Source organism: Massilia polaris (genome assembly GCF_012927275.1).
GTDB classification, from domain to species: domain Bacteria; phylum Pseudomonadota; class Gammaproteobacteria; order Burkholderiales; family Burkholderiaceae_D; genus Telluria_A; species Telluria_A polaris.
Genome location: NZ_JABBGG010000014.1, coordinates 19,534 through 45,345 on the forward strand (window position 1 = coordinate 19,534; position 25,812 = coordinate 45,345).

At 64.1% G+C, this 25,812-nt stretch carries 21 protein-coding genes; 8 read left to right on the top strand and 13 right to left on the bottom strand.

Features of this window, described 5'->3' with window-relative positions; translation table 11 throughout:
• Positions 1–5: 5 nt before the first annotated feature.
• On the bottom strand, positions 6–452 hold the full coding sequence (locus HHL21_RS19420; RefSeq protein ID WP_169468969.1) for a hypothetical protein: 447 nt from the start codon (positions 450–452) through the stop codon (positions 6–8).
• Between the two features lie 125 nt (positions 453–577).
• On the opposite strand from HHL21_RS19420, the gene petA reads away from it, so the two are divergent.
• The 4 genes from petA to HHL21_RS19440 all read left to right on the top strand — a co-directional run bounded on the left by petA (position 578) and on the right by HHL21_RS19440 (position 6,572).
• Positions 578–1,180, top strand: coding sequence for a ubiquinol-cytochrome c reductase iron-sulfur subunit (petA, locus tag HHL21_RS19425; RefSeq protein WP_169468971.1), 603 nt, complete (start codon positions 578–580; stop codon positions 1,178–1,180).
• Positions 1,181–1,401: 221 nt separating this feature from the next.
• Positions 1,402–2,292, top strand: coding sequence for an ABC transporter ATP-binding protein (locus HHL21_RS19430; RefSeq protein WP_169468973.1), 891 nt, complete (start codon positions 1,402–1,404; stop codon positions 2,290–2,292).
• A 9-nt stretch (positions 2,293–2,301) separates the two neighbouring features.
• On the top strand, positions 2,302–5,871 hold the full coding sequence (locus tag HHL21_RS19435) for an ABC transporter permease/M1 family aminopeptidase (RefSeq protein WP_169468975.1): 3,570 nt from the start codon (positions 2,302–2,304) through the stop codon (positions 5,869–5,871).
• Positions 5,872–5,897: 26 nt separating this feature from the next.
• Complete coding sequence (locus HHL21_RS19440; RefSeq protein WP_169468977.1) at positions 5,898–6,572, top strand: hypothetical protein; 675 nt, start codon at positions 5,898–5,900, stop codon at positions 6,570–6,572.
• A gap of 249 nt (positions 6,573–6,821) precedes the next feature.
• On the opposite strand, the gene HHL21_RS19445 is transcribed toward HHL21_RS19440, so the two are convergent.
• The 4 genes from HHL21_RS19445 to HHL21_RS19460 form a co-directional block, all read right to left on the bottom strand.
• Complete coding sequence (locus HHL21_RS19445; RefSeq protein ID WP_169468979.1) at positions 6,822–9,473, bottom strand: DNA topoisomerase III; 2,652 nt, start codon at positions 9,471–9,473, stop codon at positions 6,822–6,824.
• Between the two features lie 211 nt (positions 9,474–9,684).
• Complete coding sequence (locus HHL21_RS19450; protein WP_169468981.1) at positions 9,685–10,149, bottom strand: Smg family protein; 465 nt, start codon at positions 10,147–10,149, stop codon at positions 9,685–9,687.
• An 85-nt stretch (positions 10,150–10,234) separates the two neighbouring features.
• Positions 10,235–11,347, bottom strand: a complete 1,113-nt coding sequence (gene dprA, locus HHL21_RS19455; protein WP_169468983.1) for a DNA-processing protein DprA — start codon at positions 11,345–11,347, stop codon at positions 10,235–10,237.
• Positions 11,348–11,354: 7 nt separating this feature from the next.
• Positions 11,355–12,455, bottom strand: coding sequence for a LysM peptidoglycan-binding domain-containing protein (locus HHL21_RS19460; RefSeq protein ID WP_169468985.1), 1,101 nt, complete (start codon positions 12,453–12,455; stop codon positions 11,355–11,357).
• Positions 12,456–12,737: 282 nt separating this feature from the next.
• Between HHL21_RS19460 and def the strand changes: the two genes are divergently transcribed.
• Together def and fmt are read left to right on the top strand one after the other, a co-directional pair.
• Positions 12,738–13,280: a peptide deformylase gene (gene def, locus HHL21_RS19465; protein WP_169468987.1), complete on the top strand. Its 543-nt coding sequence runs from the start codon at positions 12,738–12,740 to the stop codon at positions 13,278–13,280.
• Positions 13,281–13,288: 8 nt separating this feature from the next.
• Positions 13,289–14,245: a methionyl-tRNA formyltransferase gene (gene fmt / locus HHL21_RS19470; protein ID WP_169468989.1), complete on the top strand. Its 957-nt coding sequence runs from the start codon at positions 13,289–13,291 to the stop codon at positions 14,243–14,245.
• On the opposite strand, the gene HHL21_RS19475 is transcribed toward fmt, so the two are convergent.
• On the bottom strand, positions 14,242–14,496 hold the full coding sequence (locus HHL21_RS19475; RefSeq protein WP_169468991.1) for a BrnA antitoxin family protein: 255 nt from the start codon (positions 14,494–14,496) through the stop codon (positions 14,242–14,244). The two genes, fmt and HHL21_RS19475, sit on opposite strands and share 4 nt — an antisense overlap.
• Before the next feature lie 327 nt (positions 14,497–14,823).
• Between HHL21_RS19475 and metH the strand changes: the two genes are divergently transcribed.
• Positions 14,824–18,588 carry a methionine synthase gene (gene metH, locus HHL21_RS19480; protein WP_169468993.1) on the top strand — a complete coding sequence of 1,255 codons (3,765 nt, stop codon included), beginning with the start codon at positions 14,824–14,826 and terminating at the stop codon, positions 18,586–18,588.
• A 112-nt stretch (positions 18,589–18,700) separates the two neighbouring features.
• On the top strand, positions 18,701–19,078 hold the full coding sequence (locus HHL21_RS19485; RefSeq protein ID WP_169468995.1) for an SPW repeat protein: 378 nt from the start codon (positions 18,701–18,703) through the stop codon (positions 19,076–19,078).
• 93 nt (positions 19,079–19,171) lie between these two features.
• On the opposite strand, the gene HHL21_RS19490 is transcribed toward HHL21_RS19485, so the two are convergent.
• The 7 genes from HHL21_RS19490 to HHL21_RS19520 all read right to left on the bottom strand — a co-directional run bounded on the left by HHL21_RS19490 (position 19,172) and on the right by HHL21_RS19520 (position 25,812).
• The gene (locus HHL21_RS19490; protein WP_169468998.1) at positions 19,172–20,452 is read right to left on the bottom strand and encodes an EAL and HDOD domain-containing protein; all 1,281 of its coding nucleotides are present in this window, start codon (positions 20,450–20,452) and stop codon (positions 19,172–19,174) included.
• A gap of 87 nt (positions 20,453–20,539) precedes the next feature.
• Positions 20,540–21,307, bottom strand: coding sequence for a class II glutamine amidotransferase (locus tag HHL21_RS19495; RefSeq protein ID WP_169468999.1), 768 nt, complete (start codon positions 21,305–21,307; stop codon positions 20,540–20,542).
• 116 nt (positions 21,308–21,423) lie between these two features.
• The gene (locus tag HHL21_RS19500) at positions 21,424–21,681 is read right to left on the bottom strand and encodes a BTH_I0359 family protein (protein WP_131428549.1); all 258 of its coding nucleotides are present in this window, start codon (positions 21,679–21,681) and stop codon (positions 21,424–21,426) included.
• 109 nt (positions 21,682–21,790) lie between these two features.
• Complete coding sequence (locus tag HHL21_RS19505) at positions 21,791–22,162, bottom strand: P-loop NTPase family protein (RefSeq protein WP_169469001.1); 372 nt, start codon at positions 22,160–22,162, stop codon at positions 21,791–21,793.
• On the bottom strand, positions 22,159–22,878 hold the full coding sequence (locus HHL21_RS19510) for a response regulator (RefSeq protein WP_169469003.1): 720 nt from the start codon (positions 22,876–22,878) through the stop codon (positions 22,159–22,161). The genes HHL21_RS19505 and HHL21_RS19510 overlap by 4 nt, the downstream gene beginning before the upstream one ends.
• Positions 22,879–22,971: 93 nt before the next feature.
• Positions 22,972–25,248 (bottom strand): sensor histidine kinase, encoded by a 2,277-nt coding sequence (locus HHL21_RS19515; RefSeq protein WP_169469005.1) that lies wholly within the window; start codon positions 25,246–25,248, stop codon positions 22,972–22,974.
• Positions 25,249–25,812, bottom strand: coding sequence for a DUF4390 domain-containing protein (locus HHL21_RS19520; protein WP_169469007.1), 564 nt, complete (start codon positions 25,810–25,812; stop codon positions 25,249–25,251).

Consider the following 25,812-nt stretch of genomic DNA (forward strand, 5'->3'; position numbering starts at 1 on the left):
CGTCATTATAAAACGTCGCGCGGGGCCGGCGCGCCCGCCTCGGGCAGCTTCTGGCGTTCGATCCAGTCCAGCACCGGGCCGGCGATGTCGATCCCGGAGATTTTCTTCGCCACCGACAGGTTCAGCGAAAGCAGGAACGGCACGCTGCCGACCGGCACTTCCGCGCAGTGCTCGGCGAACGCGGGCAGGAAGCGCTTCGACTCCAGCACCGGAATCACCTTGGCGCCGCTCATGAATTGCAGCACGCTGGTAATCGTATGGCCCTTGCCGATCGACTGGTAAATGAAGACGTTGAATTCACGGTCGACCTTCTTGAAGTCGATCGCCTCGTCGGTCATCAGCGCGGCAAGATAGTACAGGCCGAGCGCGGTGCGGAAGAAGTCGGTCGATTCGAGCGCCGTCTGGCCGCGGCGAGTGACCGCGAGTACTTTTTCTTTGGTAGCAGTATCCATGCGGACATTATCCACATTTTCCGCTATGCCGGAACGGTTTCCGGGGCAATTGTCCGAACCTGGCCCGCACTTCTCAGGTCAAATAGACAAGCGCATTTGCGTGGCGAGACGAACGAGGTGAAGCCATGGGCACTACACTGACGTATCAGCCAAGCCGCCGGCATTTTTTGACGGTGTCGACCGCCGCGCTCGGCGGCGTCGGGCTGGTTGCAACCGCAATCCCATTCATGGCGACGATGTCGCCCAGCGAACGGGCGCGCGCGGCCGGCGCCCCGGTCGAGGCGGACACCAGCAACATTGCCCCGGGCGCGCTGGTGACGGTCGAATGGCGCGGGCGGCCGGTGTGGATCCTGCACCGCACGCCGGAGCAGATCGCCGCGCTGGGCGGGCATGACGGCGAACTGGCCGACCCCGCGTCGCGCGTGCGCCAGCAGCCGGCCTACACGGCCAATCCGACCCGCTCCCTCAAGCCTGAATTCCTCGTGCTGACGGCCATTTGCACCCACCTCGGCTGCATTCCCAGCTACCGCCCCGAGCCGGGCGCGGCCGATCTCGGCGATGACTGGCCGGGCGGCTTCTACTGCCCATGCCACGGATCCAAATTCGACCTGGCCGGACGTGTATTCCAGAACGTGCCCGCTCCGAGCAACATGGAAGTTCCCCCGCATTCGTTCAGGGGCGCAGGCAAGCTGCTGATCGGTATCGATCCCGACGACGCCCTTCCCTGACCCCCCTCGCCAAGTCACACCGTTGCCGTGTACGCGGCCCCGGTGTGCCGCCGCGTCAATACGCCCCGCCCCATTCCCCCAAAACTGCACTCTGTTCCAATCAAATCGCCGTGTATCGCAACGAGCCGCCATGCCGGCCATAAATTTAATACAATGCAACTATCACAAAAGCGTAACCGTTGCATTTTTGGTTACGCATGGTTACGGGATCTGGAGTCAGCATGGAATTACGCATCCGCAATTTGTCGAAGACCTACGCCAATGGCGTGGTGGCGCTGGACAATGTCACCCTGAACATCCCCACCGGGATGTTCGGCCTGCTCGGCCCCAATGGCGCGGGCAAGTCGACGCTGATGCGCATCCTCGCGACATTGCAGGAATGCGACTCCGGCTCGGTGTTCCTCGACGAGATCGACGTGCTCGACGAACAGGACGAAGTGCGCCGCATGCTGGGCTACCTGCCGCAGGACTTCGGCGTCTACCCGAAAGTGACCGCTTACGAACTGCTCGACCACTTCGCCGTGCTCAAGGGACTGTCGAGCCGTGCACGCCGCCGCGAGGTAGTCGACGGCCTGCTCCAGCAAACCAACCTGTTCGAAGTGCGTCACCAGCGCCTCGGCGGATTCTCGGGCGGCATGCGCCAGCGCTTCGGCATCGCCCAGGCGCTGCTGGGAGATCCGCAGCTGATCATCGTCGACGAGCCGACCGCCGGCCTCGACCCGCAGGAGCGGGTGCGTTTCCACAACCTGTTGTCCGATATCGGCGAAGACAAGACCGTGCTGCTGTCGACCCACATCGTGTCCGACGTGGCCGACCTGTGCTCCAACATGGCCATCATTAACAAGGGCCACGTGCTGCTGTGCGGCGAGCCGCAAAAGCTGATCGACGCCATCGACGGCAAGATCTGGGAGCGCTTCGTCACGAAGGCAGAAGTCGCAGCCTTCCAGACCCGCCACGCGGTGATTTCGACCCGCCTGCTGACCGGCCGAACCCTGATCCGGGTGTACGACGAGCGCGATCCGGGCGACGGCTTCGATCCGGCCATCGGCGATCTCGAAGACGTGTACTTCGCCACCATCGCCGGGCGCAGTTTCGCGGCCAGCAACTGCTAAGGACAGTTTATGCTGGCAATCGCACTGTTCGAAGCGCGGCAGCGGCTCAAGCTGCTGTCGACCTGGGTCTACTTCGGCATGTTCTTCGCACTGGCGATGCTGTGGATGGCCGCCGCCGGCGGCGTCTTCAAGGAAGCCGTCGTCACCTTCGGCGGCAAGGTCCTGATCAACGCGCCCCGTTCGATCGACCTGACGGTAGCCTTCCTCGGCTGCCTCGGCGTCGTGGTGGTGGCCGCGATCGCGGGCCGCTCGGTGCAGCAGGACTTCGAGTACGACATGCACCACTTCTTCTTCAGCGCGCCGATCAGAAAGGCCGACTACGTGTTCGGGCGATTCTTCGGCGCCTGCTTCACGATGGCGATCGTCTTTTCCAGCATCGTGCTGGGCGCGTGGCTCGGCACCTGGATCCCCGGCATCGAGCCGGACCGGCTCGGGCCTTCCAGCGTCATGATGTACCTGCGGCCATTCGTTTTCACGCTGCTGCCCAACCTGTTCATCTTCGGTTCGATCTTCTTCGTGCTGGCCGCGCTGACGCGCCGCATGATGCCGGTCTACGTGGCCAGCGTGGTCATGATGATCGGTTATATCGTGGCGCCGCAGCTGGCGCGCGACCTCGATTACAAGACGCTGGCCGCACTGATCGACCCGTTCGGCACCACCGCGCTGATCCGCGTCACCGAGTACTGGCCCATCGCCGAGCGCAATGTGCGCACGATCCCGTTCGAAGGCGTCTACCTGCTCAACCGCCTGATCTGGTCGGGCTTCGGGCTGGTCGTGCTGCTGCTTGGATACTGGCGCTTCCACTTTATCAGCTCCGCCGACAGCGGCGCTGCGCGCCGGCGCGACAGCGAACTGCCGCTGCAGCTGTCGCACACCGCCGCCGACACGCGCGAGAAGCCCGATTTCGCCAACCGCAGCCTGGCGCTGCTGCTGGCACGGTCGGCCTGGCTGAACTTCCGCGAATCGGTCAAGAACATCTACTTCGCCGTCATCGCGCTGGCCGCGGTGCTGGCGGTGTTCGCCAGCTCGCTCAACATCGGCGCGATCTATGGCACCAATACCTACCCGGTCACCTACCAGGTGCTCGAGATAATCAGCGATACCTTCGCGCTGTTCATGCTGGTCGTGACCACCTTCTACGCCGGCGAACTGGTATGGCGCGAACGCGAAGCGCGCATGGCGCCGATGCTCGACGTGATGCCGGTGCCCACATGGGTGCGCATGCTGGCCAAGGTGTTCGCGCTGGTCGGCCTGCAGGCGCTGATGCTGTTTGTATTGATGTTGTGCGGCCTGCTGGTCCAGGTCTTCAACGGCTACTTCGTGTTCGAGCTGGGGCTGTACGTCAAGACCCTTTTCCTGATCCAGCTGCCGCTGTACGCGCTGATCGCGGTGCTGGCGATCGCCCTCCAGGTGCTCCTCAACCATAAGTACGTGGCGTACTTTGCGATGATCCTGTACTACGTCGCGACGATCGCCTTCGCCACGCTCGGCCTTGACCACCCGATGATCCTGTACGGCACCACGCCCGACGCCGTGTATTCGGCGATGAACGGCTTCGGCCACTACCTGGCGCGTGAACGCTGGTTCGAGCTGTATTGGGCCGGCGCGGCACTCATGCTGCTGGTACTGACGCTGGTGCTCTGGCCGCGCGGCTGCAACGATGAACTGGGAAGCCGGCTGCGCCTCGCGCGCCGCAACCTCAGCACGCCGGTGCTGGTGAGCTTCGCGCTTGGACTGGCGATCTTCGGCGGCGCCGGTTCGCTCCTGTACTACAACCTCCACATCGCCAACGACTTCCACACAACCTGGCAGGACGAGCAGCAGCGCGCCGACTACGAACTGCGCTACAAGCGGCTCGCGGCGCTGCCGCAGCCGCGTGTGACAAGCGTCGACCTCAAGGTCGATATCAATCCGGAGCAGCGCAGCCTGGCGGTGCGCGGCACCTACCAGCTCGAGAACCGTTCCGGCCGTCCTGTCACCGACATCATGGTCAACCAGGACCGCCGCGCGGCGCTGAAGCTGCGCTTCAGCCAGCCGGTACGCCAGGTGATCGCCGACCGCGAACGCGGCGTCTGGGTCTACAAGCTCGTAAGCCCGCTGGCCGCAGGGGCGCGCATCGCCATGGCTTTCGACGTTGGCTACGCCCCGAAGGGCATCCTCGGCATGGGTCTCGACACGCCCGTGGTCGGCAACGGCACCTTCTTCAACAAGGACGTGCTGCCGTCGATCGGCTACCTGCGCTCAGCCGAACTTGAGGATGCGCGCGACCGCAAGCGCCACGACCTGCCGCCGCGCGAACGGATGCTGGCGCGCGACGACCCGAAGGGCCGCGCCAATAACTACATCAGCTCCGACGGCGACTGGATCGATTTCAATGCCGTCGTCAGCACCAGCCCGGACCAGATCGCGATCGCCCCGGGGACGCTGGAGAAGGAATGGCTGGACAAGGGCCGCCGCTACTTCCACTACAAGATGGACAAGCCGATCCTGAACTTTTATTCGTTCCAGTCGGCGCGCTACGAAGTGCGGCACGACCGCTGGCGCGATGTCACGATCGACATCTACTACCATCCGGCGCACGACTTCAACCTCGACCGCATCGTGCGCGGCGTCAAGGCCTCGCTCGAATACTACTCGGCCAACTTCAGCCCGTACCAGCACAAGGTGGTGCGGGTGGTTGAATTCCCGCGCTACGAGACATTCGCGCAGTCGTATCCCGGCACGATCCCGTATTCGGAGAATATCGGCTTCATCGCCAAGGTGGACGACAAGGACCCGAAGGACATCGACTACCCGTTCCACGTCACCGCGCACGAAATGGCCCACCAGTGGTGGGGCCACCAGCTGGTCGGCGCCGATACGCGCGGCGCGACGGTGCTGTCGGAAACGCTGTCCGAATATTCGGCGCTGATGGTGATGAAAAAGACGATGGGTCCGCACAAGATGCGCCGCTTCCTGCGCTACGACCTTGACCGCTACCTGATGGGACGCGCGCTCGAGAACCGCAAGGAACTGCCGCTGGCGCAGAACGAAAACCAGGACTACATCCACTACCGCAAGGGCGGGCTGGCGATGTACCTGCTGCAGGATGTGCTGGGCGAGGAAAAGATCAACGATGTGCTGCACGACCTGCTGGCGCAGCACGCGTTCCACGGCGCGCCCTACCCCGGCGTCGATGTGCTGGTTTCTGCGCTGCGCGGCGTCACGCCGCCGGAATACGCATACCTGATCGACGACCTGTTCGAATCGATCGTCCTGTACGAAAACCGCGCCACCACGGCGACCGCGCAGCGGCGTGCCGACGGCAAGTACACGGTCACCCTGGCCGCGACCGCCATCAAGATGCGCGCCGGTGAACTTGGCGAGGAAAAAGAGGCGGCGCTGAAAGACGTGATCGAATTCGGCGTCGACGACAAGGACGGCAGGCCGCTGGTGCGTGAGCGCCGCATCGTCGGCAGCCGCGATGTGGCGGTGACGCTGGTGGTTGACGGCCGTCCGGCCAAAGCCGGCATCGACCCTGACAACAAGCTGATCGACCGCAAGCCATCGGATAATATGATCGACGTTGAAATGCGCTGACGCGCACGGCCTTACTGGAACTGACAATGAAACGACTGACACTGATTCTCGCGGGCGCGCTGCTGACAGGCGGCGCGGCGGCAGCCCAGCCCGGGCCGACGTTTGGCTCGCATGGCATGGCCCTCTTTGGCGGCAAGGACGCGCTATACGCGTCGCACCTGCCGATGTTCCATGCGCCGCATGATTACCAGGTTGTGCTGCAGGTGCATGTCGCCGACCCGAAACTGGACGCTGCGCTGCGCCAGCGCCTCGACGGCAAGACCGCGCTGTGGACCATCGACCCTGAAAAATTTGAACTGGACCGGCTCGCGCCGAACGCCGCGGCGCCGGTGCGCGAATTCAAGGCCGACCTGGTGGACGGCCACTTCGAACGAGGCGGCAAGACCCAGTACGCAGGCGCCACGGTGGTGGTCGACAAGGTGCTGGTGTTCCGCAAGCTCTCCGCCGACGCGGCCAAGCGCGACAGTGCGCGTTATGTGCAGCTTGGCAGCGGCAAGCAGCGCTACCTGGTGAAGGAAATCGACAGCCGACCGGACTTCGACCACATCGTGGCGATCACGTCACCCGCCGGCGCATCCGGCGCGCCTGTTGTGCTCGCAAAGCAGGGGCTCGACGAAACCGCGGCGGATACCCTCACACGTGCACTGCCCGGTGCGAAGGTCACGGGTACCGTCTATTTTGATACCGCAGACCTGAAGTAGCGACACCCCTCACGGGTACACACATTCGGGGTGAACTATACGGAGCCTGCCGGCTCTAACATTCACACCTCGGAGAAAGCGATGATTACGGCTAAACAACGCGTTGCTGCATTGCTGGAACACCTTCAGGATTCCTGTTCGCTTCACGAAATCAGTTTCTACCTGCAGACGCTGAAACGCGCGTCAAAATAAAAAAACCGCGCTACCGAAGATCGGATAGCACGGCTTTTCTTATCGCAACGGCGTGTGTTACTTCGCCACTGCCGCTTTCTTGGCAGGCGCCTTCTTGGCCGCGACCTTCTTCGCCGCTGCCTTCTTCGCCGGTGCCTTCTTCGCAGCCGCCTTCTTCGCTGGCGCCACTACCGCACCGTCTTCCCCCTCGACCTCTGGCTCGGCCTTGGCGGCCTTACCTTTTGCCGGCGCCTTGGCCTTGCGCTCTTCGAACTCGAAGCTGGTCTTGCCGTCCTTGCCCCGCACCAGGAAGGCCTTGAACGGACGGCGCGTGCGCTGCGAAACGAAGCCCGGCAGCAGGTCGGTCTTGCCTTCGTTGAGCAGCTTGGCCATCTGCTCCGGCAGGATCTCCTGCTGCAGGATGATGCGGCCGCTGCGGAAGTCGCAGGTCTTCGGCTTGGCCACACTGTGCTCGCACACATACGCCAGGCCCATCTCGTAGACGCCGCCGGCGCATTTCGGGCACGGTCCGAGCGGGGTCTGGCCGGTGAAGTCGACGCCTTCGCCGTCCTCGCCGCCTTCGTCGTTCTGGCCGAAGTCGAATTCGAGCTTGAAGTTGTTGATGTCTTCATCGCGCACGATGCGCAGGATCGCCGCGAACGGACGGCCCATCTTCGAGCGGAAGCCTTGCAGCGGACCGATGGTGCGGTTCTTCAGCAGCTCTTCGACCTCAGGGATCTCGAACTGGCGGCTGCCCGGCGTCTTGCTCATGTTGAATTCGCACTTGGTGCAGGCGAAGCGGCGGTAGTTTTCCTTGACCACGCCGCCGCAGTTCGGGCACGGCGTCTGCAAAGTCGCATAGTCGCCCGGGATCGTCGCGTTGTCGTATTCCTTGGCGCGCTTGACGATAATCTGGGTCATCTGCGCGATCTCGCGCATGAATTCCTCACGCGAGATTTTGCCCTTCTCCATCTGCGACAGCTTGTATTCCCACTCGCCGGTCAGTTCAGGCGCGGTCAGCTCATTCACGCCGAGGCCACGCAATAAGGTCATCAGCTGCGACGCCTTGGCGGTCGGGATCAGCTCGCGGCCTTCGCGCAGCAGGTACCTCTCGGTCAGCAGGCCCTCGATGATCGCCGCGCGCGTCGCCGGCGTACCGAGGCCTTTGCCGGCCATCGCATCGCGCAGTTCGTCGTCGTCGATCAGCTTGCCCGCGCCTTCCATCGCCGACAGCAGTGTCGCTTCGCTGTAGCGCGCAGGCGGCTTGGTGACCAGGCCATTGGCCGTGACTTTCTCGGTCAGGACTTTTTCGCCCTTCGCCACCGGCACCAGCGTGCCTGCGTCTTCCTTGTCGTCGGCCGCAAGCTCCTTGCCGTAGATCGCCAGCCAGCCCGGGTTGGTCATGACCTTGCCTTCAGTCTTGAACTGATGGCCGGAGACTTCCGTGTAGCGCGTCGTGACCTGGAATTCGGCCGCCGGGAAGAACACCGCCATGAAGCGGCGCGTCACCAGGTCGTACAGCTTCTGTTCGGGTTCCGACAGGTTCTTCGGCGCCAGCGTGGTCGGGATGATCGCGAAGTGATCCGAGATCTTGGTGTTGTCGAAGATGCGCTTGTTCGGTTTGACCCAGCCGTTCTTGCTGATCTGCTTGGCGAACTGGTGGTAGTTGTTGTTCTCGGCAAGCGACTCCATCGTCTCCTTGACGGTGGCGATGTAGTCTTCCGGCAGGTGGCGCGAATCGGTACGCGGGTAGGTCAGCACCTTGTGCTTTTCGTACAGCGCCTGGGCCAGGCCGAGCGTGTTCTTGGCCGAGAAGCCGAAGCGGCCGTTGGCCTCGCGCTGCAGGCTGGTCAGGTCGAACAGGGCCGGCGCCATCGACGTGGTCGGCTTCGATTCTTCGGTGACGTTACCCTGGCGGCCCTTGCAGGCCATCGCGATGGTGTCGGCCGCCGCTTTGCTCCACAGGCGTTCCGGGCGCTTCTCAGGGTCGTTCTCGTCCTTTTTGAACGACTGGTCGAGCCAGCGGCCTTCGTAAATGCCGGCGGCGCAGACGAATTCGGCGCGCACTTCCCAGAAGTCGCGCGAGACGAATTTCTTGATCTTCTCTTCGCGTTCGACCACGATCGACAGCGTCGGCGTTTGCACGCGGCCCACGGTGGTCAGGTAGAAGCCGCCCTCTTTCGAGTTAAACGCGGTCATCGCGCGGGTGCCGTTGATACCGATCAGCCAGTCGGCTTCGGAACGGCAGCGCGCGGCGTCGGCCAGCGGCAGCATTTCCTCGTCGCTGCGCAGGTGGCTGAAGCCGTCGCGGATCGCGCCCGGCGTCATCGACTGCAGCCACAGGCGCTTGATCGGCTGCTTGGCTTTCGCGTTCTGCGCGATCAGGCGGAAAATCAGCTCGCCCTCGCGCCCCGCATCGCATGCGTTTATCAGTTGGGTGACGTCTTTGCGCTTGATCAGACGGTTCAGCACCTTCAGGCGCGACTCGGTCTTGGCGATCGGATTGAGCGCGAAATACGGCGGAATCATCGGCAGGTGGGCAAAGCTCCACTTGCCGCGCTTGACGTCATGCTCTTCCGGCACCGCGATTTCCAGCAGGTGGCCGACGGCGGACGACAGCACGTATTCGTCCGACTCGAAATACTCATCGTGCTTGGTGAAGCCGCCCAGCGTCTTGGCGATGTCGTTCGCAACGGAGGGCTTCTCGGCGATGATGAGGGTTTTTGTCATATTTGGTTTCTCGTCGTACTTTGGTGATTTGGCACGCGCATCATACATGCTCTGCCGTAATACCGGGATTTTGTCATTCCGATATCTAATTTGTAACAATCGAATGAGTGCGGCCAATGATAAGCGGGTTGTCGTGAAATCCGCAAGTGGCATTGACGCTGGCGCCTGGGGCCGGCGCGAGCGGTGCATCGAAGGGGAAAGCGCGGTACGGTCAGTGCAGCAGGCGCGGCGCCTGCTCGTCGTCCGAACCGAACAGGTCGTCGAACATCAGCGCGTCAGGTTCCTTGCCCTGGCTCCAGAGCAGCATCAGCACGATGATTTTCAGCTTGCCGAGGCCGACCGGGGATTCGTCCAGCACCAGCGCACGCTCGATGACGATTTCGCGCTGCACCGGACTGAGCACCCGTGCGCTTTCGAGGAACTGGATAAAGCCGACGGCCGCGGTGCCGAGCACATCGTATTCCTGGTCGACGTAGAAGCGGATGCCGTCAGAGGAGGCGGCGAATTCGAGGTCGCCGCCCGCCATTTCGGTCAGGTCGGTCAGCCATACCAGCGCTTCCGATATCTCGTCGTCGTCGAATCCCACCGCGGACAGCTTGCGCGCCAGAGCGGCCGGCTCGGGGCAGGCGTCGGGGCGGTAGTAGGTCTCGTAGAGGTAGACAAGGATATCGAACATGGCTCTACTCTATCAGTTAAGTTCATTGTGGCACAAGGGGCTGACGTACCGTCCGGCAATGCCGTCAGGAATGGAAAATCCGCGTCTAACGGTTCACCCGCTGGATCAAACCTCCAGGCAGGCGCTCGAGATGGCCGGCCAGTTCAAGGGTTAACAAGTGCGCGCTGAGCGTGCCCGCGTCCAGCCCGCAAGCCTGCGCCAGCGCATCGGCGCCGACCGGGTCGTATCCCAATGCGTCCAGCAGCTGCCCGGAAGACGCCGCCGCGGCGTCCTCGCCGTCAGATGGCGCCGCTCCGGGCAGGATCTCGCCGAGCACGTCGGCCGCGGAATCGACCAGCTTGGCGCCCTCGCGGATCAGCTGGTGGCACCCCTTGCTCATGGGCGCGTGGATCGATCCGGGAATGGCGAACACGTCCCTGCCCTGTTCGGCCGCCATGCGGGCAGTGATCAGCGAGCCGGACTGCGCCGCCGCTTCGACCACCAGCACGCCGGCCGACAATCCACTGATCAGGCGGTTACGGCGCGGGAAGTTGGAGGCGAGCACCGGATGTCCCAGTGAGTACTCGCTAATAATACAACCCGTGTCCGCGATGCGATGCGCCAGCTTGTGGTTGCGTGACGGGTAGACGATGTCGGCGCCGGTGCCGATCACGGCCACGGTCGATCCCGGACCGGCCAGCGCCCCTTCGTGGGCGGCGGCATCGATACCCAGCGCCAGCCCGGAGACGATGGTCAGCCCTGCGTTGCTGAACGCCTGGGCGAACGCCTGCGCGTTGGCCTTGCCCTGGTTACTGGCGTTGCGGCTGCCGACAATCGCGACCGACACGGCCGACAGCAGCTCGACGCGGCCTACCGCGTACAGCAACAAAGGGGGATCGTAGATTTCGCGCAGCATGCGCGGGTAGGCGGGATCGTGCAGCGTCAGCACGTGGTTGCCGGATGTGGCCAGCCAAGCCTGGGTACGTGCAATCACTTGCCGGGTCGATGCGGGCGGCGCCGCCGCGATGGCGTCGGCAAGAAGAAAGCCGCAGATGGCGGCAACCGCGTCGCGGCTGGCCGTCAATACGCCCGCGGGTGAACCGAACGCATCCAGCAGGCGCGCACCCAGCACGCAGCCAATGCCCGGCACTAAAGCCAGGCGCAGCCAGCCGGAGATGTCCGGCCCGGCTGTTTGCTGCGTGGGGTCCGTGTCCTGCACGGCGGTTTTACTCCGGTGATTTGGCCACGTCGCCGACTTGCACCGGCTCGGTCACTTGCATGACCAAGCCGTACGAGACGTTCTTGAACACGCGGAAGATAAACAGGTTGCCGTATTGCTCGTCCGGCAGCTTGATGGTCGGCTTGCGCATTCCGAGCATGCCTTTGTCGCCGCCCGGATCCGCCACAACCTTACCAAAATGGTACAGCTGGAGCACGGAGCCGACATCGAGTCCGTCAAGCGAACCGCGATTGACGCTGATGATCTGGTTCTGGCCGGCGTACGTCACGCCGCCGTAGATCGACACGACGCGTGCGGCGACCTGGCGCTCGGGCGGATGCGGGACGTAGCTGCGCATCGACTCAGGCGGCACCGGCGCCAGGCGGTCGCCCACGCCCATTTCCTGGTGCGAGCTGCCGACGATGAACGTATGCACATCGACGCCCGGCTTCGCTTCGGCCTGCAATGCCACGGTGCCGAGGTACTGCGCTTCGTAGCCGAGCAGCGCGCCGGTGTCCGGATCCTTCAACGGCGTACCCGGACGGAACACCTGCCACGACTTGACGCCGTTCAGCTCGCCCTTGACGTAAACCTTGTCGCCCTGCCCCAGGTAAACACGGCCCTCCTGCGACGCGGCGATGCGCGGCGCGGCGGCCAGTTCATCGACGCCGATCACCAGCGGGCGGGTCAGGAATGGTTCGATGACCGATGCCGGAATCGACGGCACCGCATCGCGGCCGAGGCCTTCGGTGCGCCGCTGCGGCGACAGGCGGGTGATGCCCGGCTGGCCGGCGCCAGCGCCATCGCCCGGCTTGTTCAGCGACAGGCGGCCGGTCTTGCGGTCGAAGTAGACGATCTGGCCCGGATAGATCCAGTGCGGATTGCGGATCTCGTCGCGGTTCATGCCCCACACTTGCGGCCAGCACCATGGATGCTCGAGGAACTTGCCGGAGATGTCCCACAGGGTGTCGCCTTTGACGACCAGGTGCTGGTCAGGCGCGTTCGGGCGGAACGCGCAGGTTTTTGCTGCCTGGGCCGGGGCGGCCATCACGCCCGCCAGAAGCGCTGCTCCAGCAAGACGGGCACCGACTGTGCTAAAATTTTTCATTGAGATGTCCGAAAAGTGCGGCATTACACAAAAATTGCTGGCTGAAACTTTTACCCACTGCGCGCCACGGCGCAAAAGGCAGCAGAATGAGCGCTCCCCTATGCAACTTGCTGATAGTCAAGGGTTGCCGTACTGGATCAAATTCTGCACATAAATCCTTGAAGTAGCAAGAAATACTGCGCCCGATCACCGTGGCGGACTGTGTGACTTTGTTGTTTTAAGGCATTTTTCTGCTTGCATGACCGAATCGATTATTAAATTGCTACTGAGCTGAACGAACCTATGGCCATCCTGAATATCCTCCGCTACCCTGATGCACGCCTGCACAAGGTCGCCAAGCCGGTCACCGAGTTCGGCGACCGCATCACCAAGCTCGTCGCCGACATGGCCGAGACGATGTACGACGCGCCTGGCGTCGGCCTGGCCGCGAGCCAGATCGACGTGCACGAGCAGCTGGTCATCATCGATATCACGGAAACCATGGACGACCTGCGCGTGTTCATCAACCCGGAAATCATCTGGGCCAGCGACGAAAAAACCATTTACGACGAAGGCTGCCTGTCGGTGCCCGGCATCTACGATGGCGTCGAACGCCCCTCGAAAATCAAGGTGCGCGCGCTCGATGCCCAGGGCGTGCCGTTCGAACTGGCCGCCGATGGCCTGATGGCGGTCTGCATCCAGCACGAGATGGACCACCTGAACGGCAAGATCTTCGTCGAATACCTGTCGCCGCTCAAGCGCAACCGCATCAAGGCCAAGATGGTCAAGGAAGAACGCGGGCTCGAACGTGACGCCGCCCTGCGCGCCGCCGGTCGCCGCTACTGACCCGCGCGATGAAAGTCGTCTTTGCCGGCACCCCGGAATTTGCCGCTGTCGCCTTGCGTGCCTTGCATGAGGCTGGCTTTGAAATCCCGCTGGTCCTGACCCAGCCCGACCGCCCGGCCGGGCGCGGCATGCAGCTGCAGGCCTCAAGCGTCAAGCAGTACGCGCTGGCGCAGGGCATCGAGGTGCTGCAGCCGCTGTCGCTGCGCATGGACAGCAAGGATCCGGAGCGCGCCGCCCAGGCCAGCGCAGCACATGCGCGCCTGACTGCGCTCGACTACGACGTGATGGTGGTGGCCGCCTACGGCCTGATCCTTCCGCTCAGCACGCTCAATATCAAACCCTGCATCAATATCCACGGTTCGCTGCTGCCGCGCTGGCGCGGCGCCGCGCCGATCCACCGCGCCATCGAAGCGGGCGATACGGACACCGGCGTGACCATCATGGAAATGGAAGAAGGCCTGGACACCGGCCCGATGCTGATGATGGAAAGAGTCGCGATTGGCGCGTCCGACACCACCGCGGCCTTGCACGACAAGCTCGCCGCACTGGGCGGGCAGATGATCGTCGCGGCCCTGCGCGAACTCGCGCAGGGCAAGCTGAAAGCCGTGCCGCAGCCCGAAGCGGGCGTGACCTACGCGGCCAAGATCAGCAAGGATGAAGCGGCGATCGACTTTTCGCTGCCGGCCGCCGCTATCGCACGCAAGATACGCGCGTTCAACCCGTTCCCCGGCGCCCACGCCCAGGTCAACGGTGTAACGATCAAGATCTGGGGTGCGCAGGCACTGCCCGCCAGAAGCGCTACCCTGGCGGGGCAGGTGCTGGCGGCCGATGCGCAGCATGGCATCGTGGTGGCATGCAAGGAAGGAACTTTGCGCCTGAACGAACTGCAAAAGCCAGGCGGCAAACGCCTTCCAGCGCAGGAATTCCTCAAGGGATTCCCGCTGGAAGGACTCTGTTTCGATTAAGCGGCGTCGTCGTTTGCCGCTGCGGCCTTGGCGCGCGCGGCATCCATGTGATCGCGCAGCAATTGGTTGATGCGGGTCTGGTAGCCCGGGCCTGCCGATTTAAACCAGTCCAGCATGTCCACGTCCAGGCGGATCGTCACGATCTGCTTCTGCTGGGTGTTGGTGGGCTTGGCGGTTGGCTGCTGCGGCGCGCTGGACAGATAGCTTCCCTGGACGGGCTCATCCCATACCGGTGCGAAATCCTTGTTCATTCTTCATCCCTCATATCGACGGCGGATCCTCCGCGCACGCGACAAGCGGCGCGATTCCTGCCTATTGTTTGATTTGCGGGGCAAAGGCTGCGCCCGAAACCTGTCAATACTGTGATTGTCGCCTTGGCATGTATCCAAAAGATTGCTAGGGGATCAGGTTTTGTATCCTCATGTTTCAGTGCCTCCGTTTAATACATAAAGATACAAACGCAGTTGAAGAATGGAAATGCTGCACTGCGAAAAGCAAACCGGAATGTTGACGTATAATTTTAAACCCGGGTTGCGCCCGCCTGCCCCAGCCCGGTCCCTGCCAACTGAAAGCACAACATGACGACCACCGCCATCTCAAAGACCGAAACCCAGCTGCGCGCTATCCTTTCGCGCCGCATCATGATCCTTGACGGCGCGATGGGCACGATCATCCAGCAGTACAAGCTCGACGAGGCGGCCTATCGCGGCGAACGCTTCGCCGGTTTTGCGGCGCCGGCCGGCAGCGGTGCGCGCGAGCTGTTCGTCAAGGGCAATAACGAACTGCTGACCCTGACGCAGCCGCACGTGATCCAGGAAATCCATGAGCGCTACCTCGCCGCCGGCGCCGACCTGATCGAAACCAATACCTTCGGCGCCACCAGCATCGCCCAGGACGACTATCACATGGGCCACCTGGCCTACGAGATGAACGTCGAAGCGGCAAAGCTGGCGCGCCGCGCCTGCGACAAGTACAGCACGCCGGACCAGCCGCGCTTCGTCGCCGGCGCGCTCGGGCCGACGCCGAAGACCGCATCGATCTCGCCGGACGTGAACGACCCGGCCGCCCGCAACGTCACCTTCGACCAGCTGGCAGCAAGCTACCTCGAACAGGTGCGCGGGCTGGTCGAAGGCGGCGCCGACGTGCTGCTGGTCGAGACCATCTTCGACACCCTCAACTGCAAGGCCGCGCTGTTCGCGATCGACCAGTTCTTCGACGCGCGCCCTGGCATTGAGCGCCTGCCGATCATGATCTCCGGAACCGTCACCGACGCGTCGGGCCGCATCCTGTCCGGCCAGACCGTGCCGGCATTCTGGAACTCGGTACGCCACGCCAGGCCGCTGACCATCGGCCTCAATTGCGCGCTGGGCGCCGCGCTGATGCGCCCGTATGCGGAAGAACTGTCCCAGATCGCCGACACCTTTGTCTGCATCTACCCGAACGCCGGACTGCCCAACCCGATGAGCGACACCGGCTTCGACGAACTGCCGGCCGACACCTCGGCGCTGCTGCGCGAATTCGCCGACGCCGGCTTCATCAACATCGCCGGCGGCTGCTGCGGCACCACGCCGGAGCACATCAAGGCGATCGCAGACCTGCTGGCCGACCGCGCGCCGCGCGCCGTGCCGGATATCCCGGTCGCCCAGCGCCTGTCGGGCCTGGAGCCGTTCACGATCGACGAGAGCTCGCTGTTCGTCAACGTCGGCGAGCGCACCAACGTCACCGGCTCGAAAGCGTTCGCGCGCATGATCCTCAACGAGCAGTACGACGAGGCGCTGTCGGTTGCGCGCCAGCAGGTCGAAAACGGCGCCCAGGTCATCGACATCAATATGGACGAAGCGATGCTCGATTCGGTCGCCGCGATGACGCGCTTCCTGAACCTGATCGCCTCCGAGCCGGACATCTCGCGCGTGCCGATCATGATCGACTCGTCGAAATGGTCGGTAATCGAAGCGGGCCTGAAGTGCGTGCAGGGCAAGGCCGTCGTGAACTCGATCTCGATGAAGGAAGGCGAAGAAGAATTCATCCGCCAGGCGCGCCTGTGCCGCCGCTACGGCGCCGCCGTCATCGTCATGGCCTTCGATGAAAAAGGCCAGGCCGACACCTTCGAGCGCAAGACCGAAATCTGTGCGCGCGCCTACAAGGTGCTGACCGAACAGGTGGGGTTCCCGCCGGAAGACATCATCTTCGACCCGAACATCTTCGCGATCGCCACCGGCATCGAAGAGCACAACAACTACGCGGTCGACTTCATCAACGCCACCCGCTGGATCCGCGCGAACCTGCCGCACGCGAAAATCTCGGGCGGCGTGTCCAACGTGTCGTTCAGCTTCCGCGGCAACGACCCTGCGCGCGAAGCGATCCACACCGTGTTCCTGTATCACGCGATCAAGGCCGGCATGACGATGGGTATCGTCAACGCGGGCATGATGGGCGTGTACGACGACATCGCACCGGAACTGCGCGAGCGCGTCGAGGACGTGGTGCTGAACCGCCGCGACGACGCCACCGAGCGCATGATCGAGATCGCCGGCACGCTCAAGGCGGGCGACAAGCAGGATGCGCAAAACCTGCAGTGGCGCGAAGGCACGGTCAACCAGCGCCTGTCGCACGCGCTGGTGCACGGCATCACGCAGTGGATCGTCGAAGACACCGAGGAAGCGCGCCAGGACCTGCTGGCATCCGGCGGCCGTCCGATCCACGTGATCGAAGGCCCGCTGATGGACGGCATGAACGTCGTCGGCGACCTGTTCGGACAGGGGAAGATGTTCCTGCCGCAGGTGGTCAAATCGGCGCGCGTGATGAAGCAGGCGGTGGCCCACCTGATCCCGTACATCGAAGAAGAAAAGAAGCGCGAGGAAGAACGCACCGGCATCGTCGCCAAGCCGAAGGGCAAGATCGTCATCGCGACGGTCAAGGGCGACGTCCACGACATCGGCAAGAACATCGTATCGGTGGTCCTGCAGTGTAATAACTTCGAAGTCGTGAACATGGGCGTGATGGTGCCGTGCTCGGAGATCCTGGCGCGCGCCAAGGTCGAGAACGCGGACATGGTCGGCCTGTCCGGCCTGATCACGCCGTCGCTCGAAGAGATGGCGCACGTGGCGCGCGAAATGCAGCGCGACCCGCACTTCCGCATGCTGAAGATCCCGCTGCTGATCGGCGGCGCCACCACCAGCCGCGCCCACACGGCCGTCAAGATCGCGCATAACTACGAAGGCCCGGTGGTGTACGTGCCGGACGCCTCGCGCTCGGTATCGGTGGCGCAGTCGCTGCTGACGCCCGAGACGCGCGACAAGTACATCGAAGAGATCAGCGACGACTACGCGCGCATCCGCGAGCAGCACGCCAACAAGAAAGCGCTGCCGATGCTGTCGCTGCCGGACGCGCGCGCCAACAAGGCGAAGCTGGAGTTCGCACCGCTGCGCCCGAAGTTCATCGGCCGCCGCGAGTTCCGCAACGTCGACCTGGCCGCGCTGGCGAAGTACATCGACTGGGGCCCGTTCTTCCAGACCTGGGACCTGGCCGGCCCCTACCCTGCCATCCTGACCGACCCGGTCGTCGGCGAAGCCGCCAGCCGCGTGTTCGAGGAAGGCCAGCAGCTGCTGAAGAAAGTGATCGAGGGACGCTGGCTGACCGCCAACGGCGTCATCGCGCTGCTGCCGGCGAATTCGGTCAACGACGACGACATCGAGATCTACACCGACGACACCCGCAGCGAAGTCGCGTTCACCTACTACGGACTGCGCCAGCAAGGCGTCAAGCCGGTGGTCGATGGCGTGCAGCGCCCGAACCAGTGCCTGGCCGACTTCATCGCCCCGAAAGCGTCGGGCGTGAACGACTACATCGGCCTGTTCGCCGTCACGTCGGGCCTGGGCATCGAGAAACACGAGAAGCGCTTCGAAGATGCGCACGACGACTACTCGTCGATCATGCTCAAGTCGCTGGCCGACCGCCTCGCCGAAGCGTTTGCGGAATACCTGCACGAGCGCGTGCGCAAGGACCTGTGGGGCTATGCGGCGGCCGAGACGCTGAGCAACGAGGACCTGATCGCCGAGCGCTACGCCGGCATCCGTCCGGCGCCAGGCTACCCGGCCTGCCCGGAACACACGGTCAAGGCCGAGATGTTCCGCGTGCTGCAGGCGAACGATATCGGCATGGAGCTGACCGACTCGTTCGCGATGTTCCCGGGCGCGGCCGTCTCCGGTTTCTACTTCGCCCATCCGGAATCGAAGTACTTCGTGGTGGGGAAGATCGGCGGCGACCAGCTGGCCGACCATGGCGTGCGCCGCGGCGCCAGCAAGGACGACCTCGAGCGCTGGCTGGCGCCGAACCTGTCGTAAGCAAACGCGCAGAACTTTTGCCTCCCGACCGCGGTCCAAGCATGATGGCGGGCGTGTCGGCGCCGCGCCCGTAACGCGCCAATACGCGCCGGCTTGTCTACACGGAGGCAATATGGCACTGCACTTCTCCGCCAGGCGCTGGCAGGACCAGGTCATCCTGCTGCTGGGCGCCTGGCTATGCGTTTCACCCTGGGTGCTTGGAATGCCCAGCGACTCGCCGCGCGCAATCAACGCGTACGCCGTGGGCGCCGCGATGGCCGTACTGGCGGCGTTCGACCTGTACAAAACCTATCTATGGGCGGTGGCGGCGAACCTGCTGCTGGCTGCATGGATAGCGATTTCGCCGTGGGTACCCGCATTTTTCGACCGCGGCGCGATGATGACGAACTCGGTCATTGTCGGCGTTGCCGTCGTCATGCTGGGTTTGTGGGAGCTGAAAAGCGATCCCGACCTGCATCGCCAGTGGGCCGGGACCGGCGGCGCACACTGAGCGCCCAAACGAAAACGCGAACCCAACGGTTCGCGTTTTCGTCCTCCCTGTGGGGTCAGGCCCGCCCCCAAAAGGAAACCGGCTCAAACGGCGTCAGATGGCGTAGCGGGCGACGCTGTCGCACCATTCGAACGCAGCCACTTCGAGCTCGCCGAGGTCGTCGGCGGACAGGGCCAGCTCAGCCAGCGCCGGCGCGACTTCTTCCTCACTCTCGTCCATCATCTCGATGCGCTCGGCCAGGCGCAGCAGTTCGCCGAAGAAGCCGGTGCGCTTCAGCAACGCTTCGGCCACCTCGGCGCTGACCGGTATCTGCTCGACGATCTCGTTCATCGGCATGCCGAACAGCGCATCCATCAGCGACATGATGCCGACCGTAAACGCGATGTCAGGCACGCGCCGCTGCCCCGGCCGCAGGCGCTGGGCCAGCAGTTCGAGCAGGCGGCCGCGCGCGGTGGCCAGGGTCAGCAGCGGCGGCATGCTTTCGCCGCGCCGCGCCGGCTCCGCATACAGCATGATCTGCAGCCAGCGCTGCAGCTGGCGGCGGCCCAGTATCGTGACCGCCTGGCTGACCGAGTCGATCCGGTGCCCCGCTCCGACCGCGGGCGTGTTCACCAGGCGCAGCAGGTTCAGCGCGAGGGTCACGTCTTTCTTCACCGCACGTTCGATGACGATGTTGTCGGCGTCGGCCGCGATCAGCTTCATCAGTTCGAGCAAGGCCAACTGTCCCGGCGACAGCTTGCGCCCGCTGATGATGGCCGGGCGCGCGAAATAGAAGCCCTGGAAATAATCGAAGCCGAGCGCCTTGCAGCAATCGAATTCCTCGCGCGTTTCGACTTTTTCGGCCACCAGCTTCTTGCCGGAGGCCTTCAGCGCCGGGACCAGGCGCTGCAGGTCCGGCTGCGATATGTTGCGCAGGCTGAGCTTGAGGTAGTCCATCATCGGCAGCAGCTTGCCCAGAGCCGGCGTCTCGGCGACGACATCCGACAGCGCAAAACGGAAACCATGGCCGGCCAGTTCGGCAATCCGGTCAAGCAGGGGCTGGGTCGGCTGCATGGCCTCGACAATTTCAAGCACCAGTTTTTCGCGCGGCAGGAAGGCGAAGATGTCGCTGGTCAAGATCGCGGCGTCGACGTTGAGGAAGCCGCAGGCGTCGCCCAGCACCCGGTTCATGCCAAGCTGGGCCGCATGCGCGATCACCGCCGCGGTGGCCGACAGGTCGCTATCGATACTGGCCGGGCCGACGGGCGCGTTGCGGAACAGCAGTTCGTAGCCGAACAGCGACTGGTCGCGCGCGAGGATGGGCTGGCGTCCAAGATAAAAATCGCGGACCCGCACCTGGGCGCGGGCATTGTCGGGACTTGCGGTATCGATCATCGGGGCCAGTTATAAACGGAAATTATTGCCGGTACTTTAACCCATTATTCCCGCTTTTGTGGCTTTTTTGTCACGGGCCAGGCGAAGTCATTCGAGCGGCAAGCCATCCACAAACACTTTCATCTCGCCGGTGGCGAACGCGGTCCATGCCTCGTTGGTCGTCAGCGGCGCCGTCACGATCAGCGCGACCCGGTCCCGCGGCGTGGTGACCTGGGCGAAATCGACGCTGACGTCTTCATCGGCGAGCTTGGCCGTCGGGAACGGGTACTGGCGCACGACGTAGTGCAAGGCGGTCGAGCAATGGGCAAACAGGGCCGAACCGTCGGACAGCATCATGTTGAAGGTGGCGTGCCCGGCGACGTGATGGACCAGCTCGCCGAGCGCGGCGCGCAAGGCCTCCAGCGCCGGCGGCGCGTCGCCGAAGCGCGCGCGCAATTCCTGCAGCAGGTAGCAGAACGCGCGCTCGCTGTCGGTATTGCCGACCGGGCGGAACGGGCCGGTGAGTGGTGGATGGAATTCCTTCAGGTCGCCATTGTGCGCGAAGACCCAGTAGCGTCCCCACAGCTCGCGCACGAAGGGATGGCAGTTTTCCAGCGCGACATGGCCTTGGGTCGCCTTGCGGATGTGCGCAATGACGTTTTTGGATTTGATCGGGTAGCGCTTGATCAGTTCGGCGACGGGCGACTCGATCGCCGGCATGTGATCGACAAACAGCCGTACGCCGGCGCCTTCGAAAAATGCGATGCCCCAGCCGTCGTGGTGGGTGTCGGTGCGTCCGCCGCGCAGGGCGAAGCCGGTGAAGCTAAATACAATGTCCGTGGGGACATTGCAATTCATTCCGAGGAGTTGGCACATGGTGCAAGCTTACCATGCGCGCTTTGAGCAGGACGAACCGGGACGGGCCGCGGGGCCCTGAGGCGGAGGCGCCGGGTGCGTGGGCCGCCCGAAGGGGACCCACGGCCGGCACAGGTTTAGTGCAGGAGCACGGGATTGCTCATCAGCGAATCATAAGAACCGAGGAAGTCGTCAATCTCTTCCATGGTCGGTTCGCTGGCGATCAGCGTGTTGACGTCGCGCCGGAACGATTGTGCCAGCTTGCCACCGATGAAGGCTTCGCGACGGCCCGACTTGTCGACGATCTCATAACCGCCGAAGCGCAGGGCCTCGAGGTTCTGGTCAACGCCGAACTCGACGACGCTGTACTGTTCGCTGTTGTAGATCATATTCATAAGTCACTCCTTCACTCGATCAGACGGGTTTGCAGATCGGAACCGCCTCAATTCAGACGGCTGACTTTCCACTCCGTTCACTTGGGAGGTGGGGGTCCCGGAACCAATTTCAAGTGCTGAGGTCCGGGGTCAGTTCCAACAGCTGATCGTATGGCGGTTGCTGCAGCCACGATCGCAACTGATCAAGATGTTCTGTGCTAGCAAGTCCGATATACAGGCGTTCGGGCCGGCGGCGCAGGACACGATTTAATGTTACACGCAAAACCAGATTGCCGCTGCAGCATACGCAACCGGGTGCGACCCGGTGGACTTCGAGCGAGCTTGAGGGAGTGAGGATGGAGCGCGGATCGGGCAGGCCTTCGAGGATGACGGCAGCGCTGCCGCCTTGCCCTGCGCGCGCCAGGCTGGCCTGGATGCCCGCCTCGCGCGCGGCGGCGCTGGCGCCGGTCACGAGCGTGGCCGGCAGCGCTGCGGCGGTCATTGGCCTTTTTTGGCCAGCTTGCCCGGCTCGACGCCGAGTTGCTTGAGCTTGCGGTACAGGTGGGTGCGTTCGAGGCCGGTTTTTTCGGCCACGCGGGTCATGCTGCCCCCTTCGCGCCCGAGGTGGTGTTCGAAGTACATACGCTCGAAGGCGTCGCGCGCCTCGCGCAGCGGCAGGTCGAACGACAGGTTGGAGCCGTGTCCTTCGCCATTCGGCAGGCCAGCCACGCGGGCGGAAATCCCGGCCGGCTGCGGCGTGGATGCGAACATCGCGGCGCCAGTGACGATGCTTTCCTCGACCTGCGCCGCCATCATCGGGCGCGCGGCGATGGCCGGGGCGCGCACCACTTCCTGCGCGCGCGACAGGCCCTGCTGCACCGCCTTGAGCAGTTTTTGCAGCGCGATCGGTTTTTCGAGGAAGTTCAGTGCGCCGATGCGGGTCGCCTCGACCGCCGTATCGATGGTCGCGTGGCCGGACATCATGATCACCGGCATGGTCAGCAGGCCGTCGCGCTGCCATTCCTTGAGCAGCGTGACGCCGTCCGTATCCGGCATCCAGATATCGAGCAGTACCAGGTCGGGCGTGCTCGCCGCACGCGCGTCGCGTGCCTGCTGCGCATTTTCGGCGAGTTGGATCGCATGGCCTTCATCGCCAAGGATCTCCGAGAGGAGCTCGCGGATGCCCATTTCATCATCAACTACGAGTATGTTTGCCATCTAAGCTTGCCTTCCTGATTTCGCCCATGCTGGGCCGCACGCATGGCATGCCGCCGAAGCCATGATTCTATTCTTGATTCTTACCTGACGCCACTATGCCGCAGGAGCTAACTTTAACAGCAAAATCAAGACTGACGCGCCTGTTCCGTCGCTGCGGTTCTGGATGTCAATCCGGCCGCCGTGTTCGTCGACGATTTTTTTCACCATCGGCAGGCCAAGACCGGTGCCGCGGACCTTCGATGTGACATACGGTTCGAAGGCGCGCGCCAGGATGCGCGGCGCGAATCCGGGGCCATTATCGACGATCGACAGGCGCACCGCGGTGCCGGCGCCGCCGCCCGCGCCCTGGTAGTGGATCGCCTCCGTGGTCAGGTCGATGCGCGGCGGCGGCGCGTCCGGCGCGCGGTCGTTCATCGCATCCTGCGCGTTTTGCAGCAGGTTGTGGATCACCTGGCGCAGCTGGGTCGGATCGCCCATCACCGCCGGCAGGCCCGGCGCCAGCGCGGCGTGAATGATATCGCTTTCGTCGCCGGCCAGGTAGAGCTGGAGGATTTCGCCGATCAGGGCATTCAGGTCGAGCGTCTCGAGGTGGGCTGGCGGCGCCTTGGCATAGTCGCGGAAGTCGTCGACCATGCGTTTCATCGCATCGACCTGGTTGACGATGGTGGCGGTGCCGCGGTTGAGCAGGTCAGCTTCCTTTTGCGGCAGGTGCCCTTCGAGCTTCATCTGCATCCGTTCCGCCGCCAGCTGGATCGGCGTCAGCGGATTCTTGATCTCGTGGGCCAGCCGGCGCGCCACCTCGCCCCAGGCGATCGAGCGCTGGGCCGAGATCACGTCCGAGATATCGTCGAACACCACGATGAAGCCGCTGCCCGCGCCGACCGGCAGGCGTGAGCCGCGCGCCAGCACGGTGATGTCGTGGTCGTCCGCGCTGCCCGGGCGGCGCGGCACCTCGATCTGCTGCTGCCAGTGCGAGCGCAGGCGCGCGCTGCCGGCCGCCGATCCCGCGCTCTGGGCCGAGAACGCGCGGTTGACCGCGCCGGCGAACACTTCGAGTCCGGCGATTTCCGACAGCGCCGCGCCCAGGTGGGCCGCGACCGGATGCTGCAGGATGAGTTCGACCGCTTCGTTCGAGTTCACCACATGGAAGTCGGCATCGAGCACGATCACGCCGGCCGACATGTTGGCCAGCACCGATTCAAGGTGGGCCTTGGCGCTTTGCAGCGCCGAGCGGTTGCGCTCGACCGCGCTGCGCGCTTCGAACAGCTGGCCGGTCATCATGTTGAACGACTGCGTCAGGGTGCCCAGTTCGTCGTTGGTGGCCACGATCGGGCGCGGCGACAGGTCGCCCTCGGCGACCGCGCGCGTGCCTTCGGCCAGCACCAGCAGCGGCTGCGCCAGCCTTCCCGCGATAACGAACGCGCTGGCGATCGCGCCGAAAATAGCCAGCAGCAGCGTCAGGGTCAGCGTTTCGATGTACATCTTGCGCAGCGCGACCCGGGCGACGAAGCGTTCCTGGTATTCGCTGTAGGCGCTGCGCAGCACTTCGGCGTTCGAGGCCAGGTGCACCGGCACCGCCTGCATCAGCTGCAGGAAGCGCGGCTGCGCGCCGGGCGGTTCGGGGATCGCCTGCACCACCCGCAGGCGCAGGCCGGTGGCGGCGTCCAGCGCGGTGTCGGATGCTTCGGGCGCGGCGCGGAAATCGCGTTCGATGCCGCCCTCGGCGCGCGCATAACCGCCCGGCATCACCGCCTGCAGCAGCATTTGCGGCGTCGGGATGTCGGCCTGCAGGTCGGCCGCCCGGCGGTTGGTCGAGGCGCTGGCCAGCACCTTGCCGTCGGCGCCGATGATCATCGCGTTCTGCATGCCGTCGCGCTCATCGAGCAGGCGCTTGAGGATCTGCTGGCCCGAGTAGATGTCCTGCCCGGCCACGGTGGCGGCGCTGACCTCCGCCGTCGCGCCCAGCTCCGACAGCGCCTGGTCGAGCGCGGCGACGCCGAGGTTCACGCCCGACTGCAGCGCGGCTTCGATCTTGACGTTGAACCAGGACTCGATCGAGTGCGACACGAACTGCACCGAGACCAGGAAGATGACCAGCCCCGGCAGGATGCCGATGGCGGCGAACAGCATCATCAGGCGCGCCATCAGGCGCGAGCCGAACTTGCCGCTCTTGTAGCGCGAATACAGGCGCGCCAGCGCGACGATCGAGAACACCAGCAAGGTGGCGGCGACCGCCGCGTTCAGGCCGAGCAGCCAGGAGTAGTAGCGGTCGATGAAGCCGGAGCTGTCGGAGGCGCTGGCCAGCAGGAACAACAGGATGCTGACGACGCCGCCAGCGACGACTACCGCGTAGCGCAATCCCTGTTTCACTTACTCGGCCTTGTATTTGAAAGTTTTGGTATCGGACGACAGGCGCCAGCCCGCGTTGCTGACGGCGTTGACCTGGATCGGTTTCGACAGGTATTCGCGGTTCATCCCCATGCGCAGGCTGACGTCGTAGGTCTCGCCGGGCGTCAGCGCGCTTTTCTGCGCGATCACCCAGCGGCTCGGGCGGCGGATCAGGAACAGCGCGTCTTCCAGCGTGGGGAAGCTTTGCTGCACGCTGCCGAGGGTCAGCACGTTGTACTGGCGGGTCAGCACGTTGTACCAGATGCGGATGGTCTGCTTGGCCGACGCGGCCTTCTCGTCGCGCCAGTACCAGCGCGGGCGCGTCAGCCGCACCTCGGTGGTGAAGTACAGCGAGACGCCGTGGTGGATCGCGTCCTCGACGCTGGGATTGAGTTCGAAGGAATAGGCCGCGTCCAGCTTGTAACCGTCCTCGGTGGCCTCGATGCGGGCACGGGTGACGTCTACGCCGTCGGCCGCATGCGCCTGGGCGCACGCAAGCGCCAGCAGCAGCTGGCATGCCAGGAGTCGAAGAAATCGTAGTGTCAC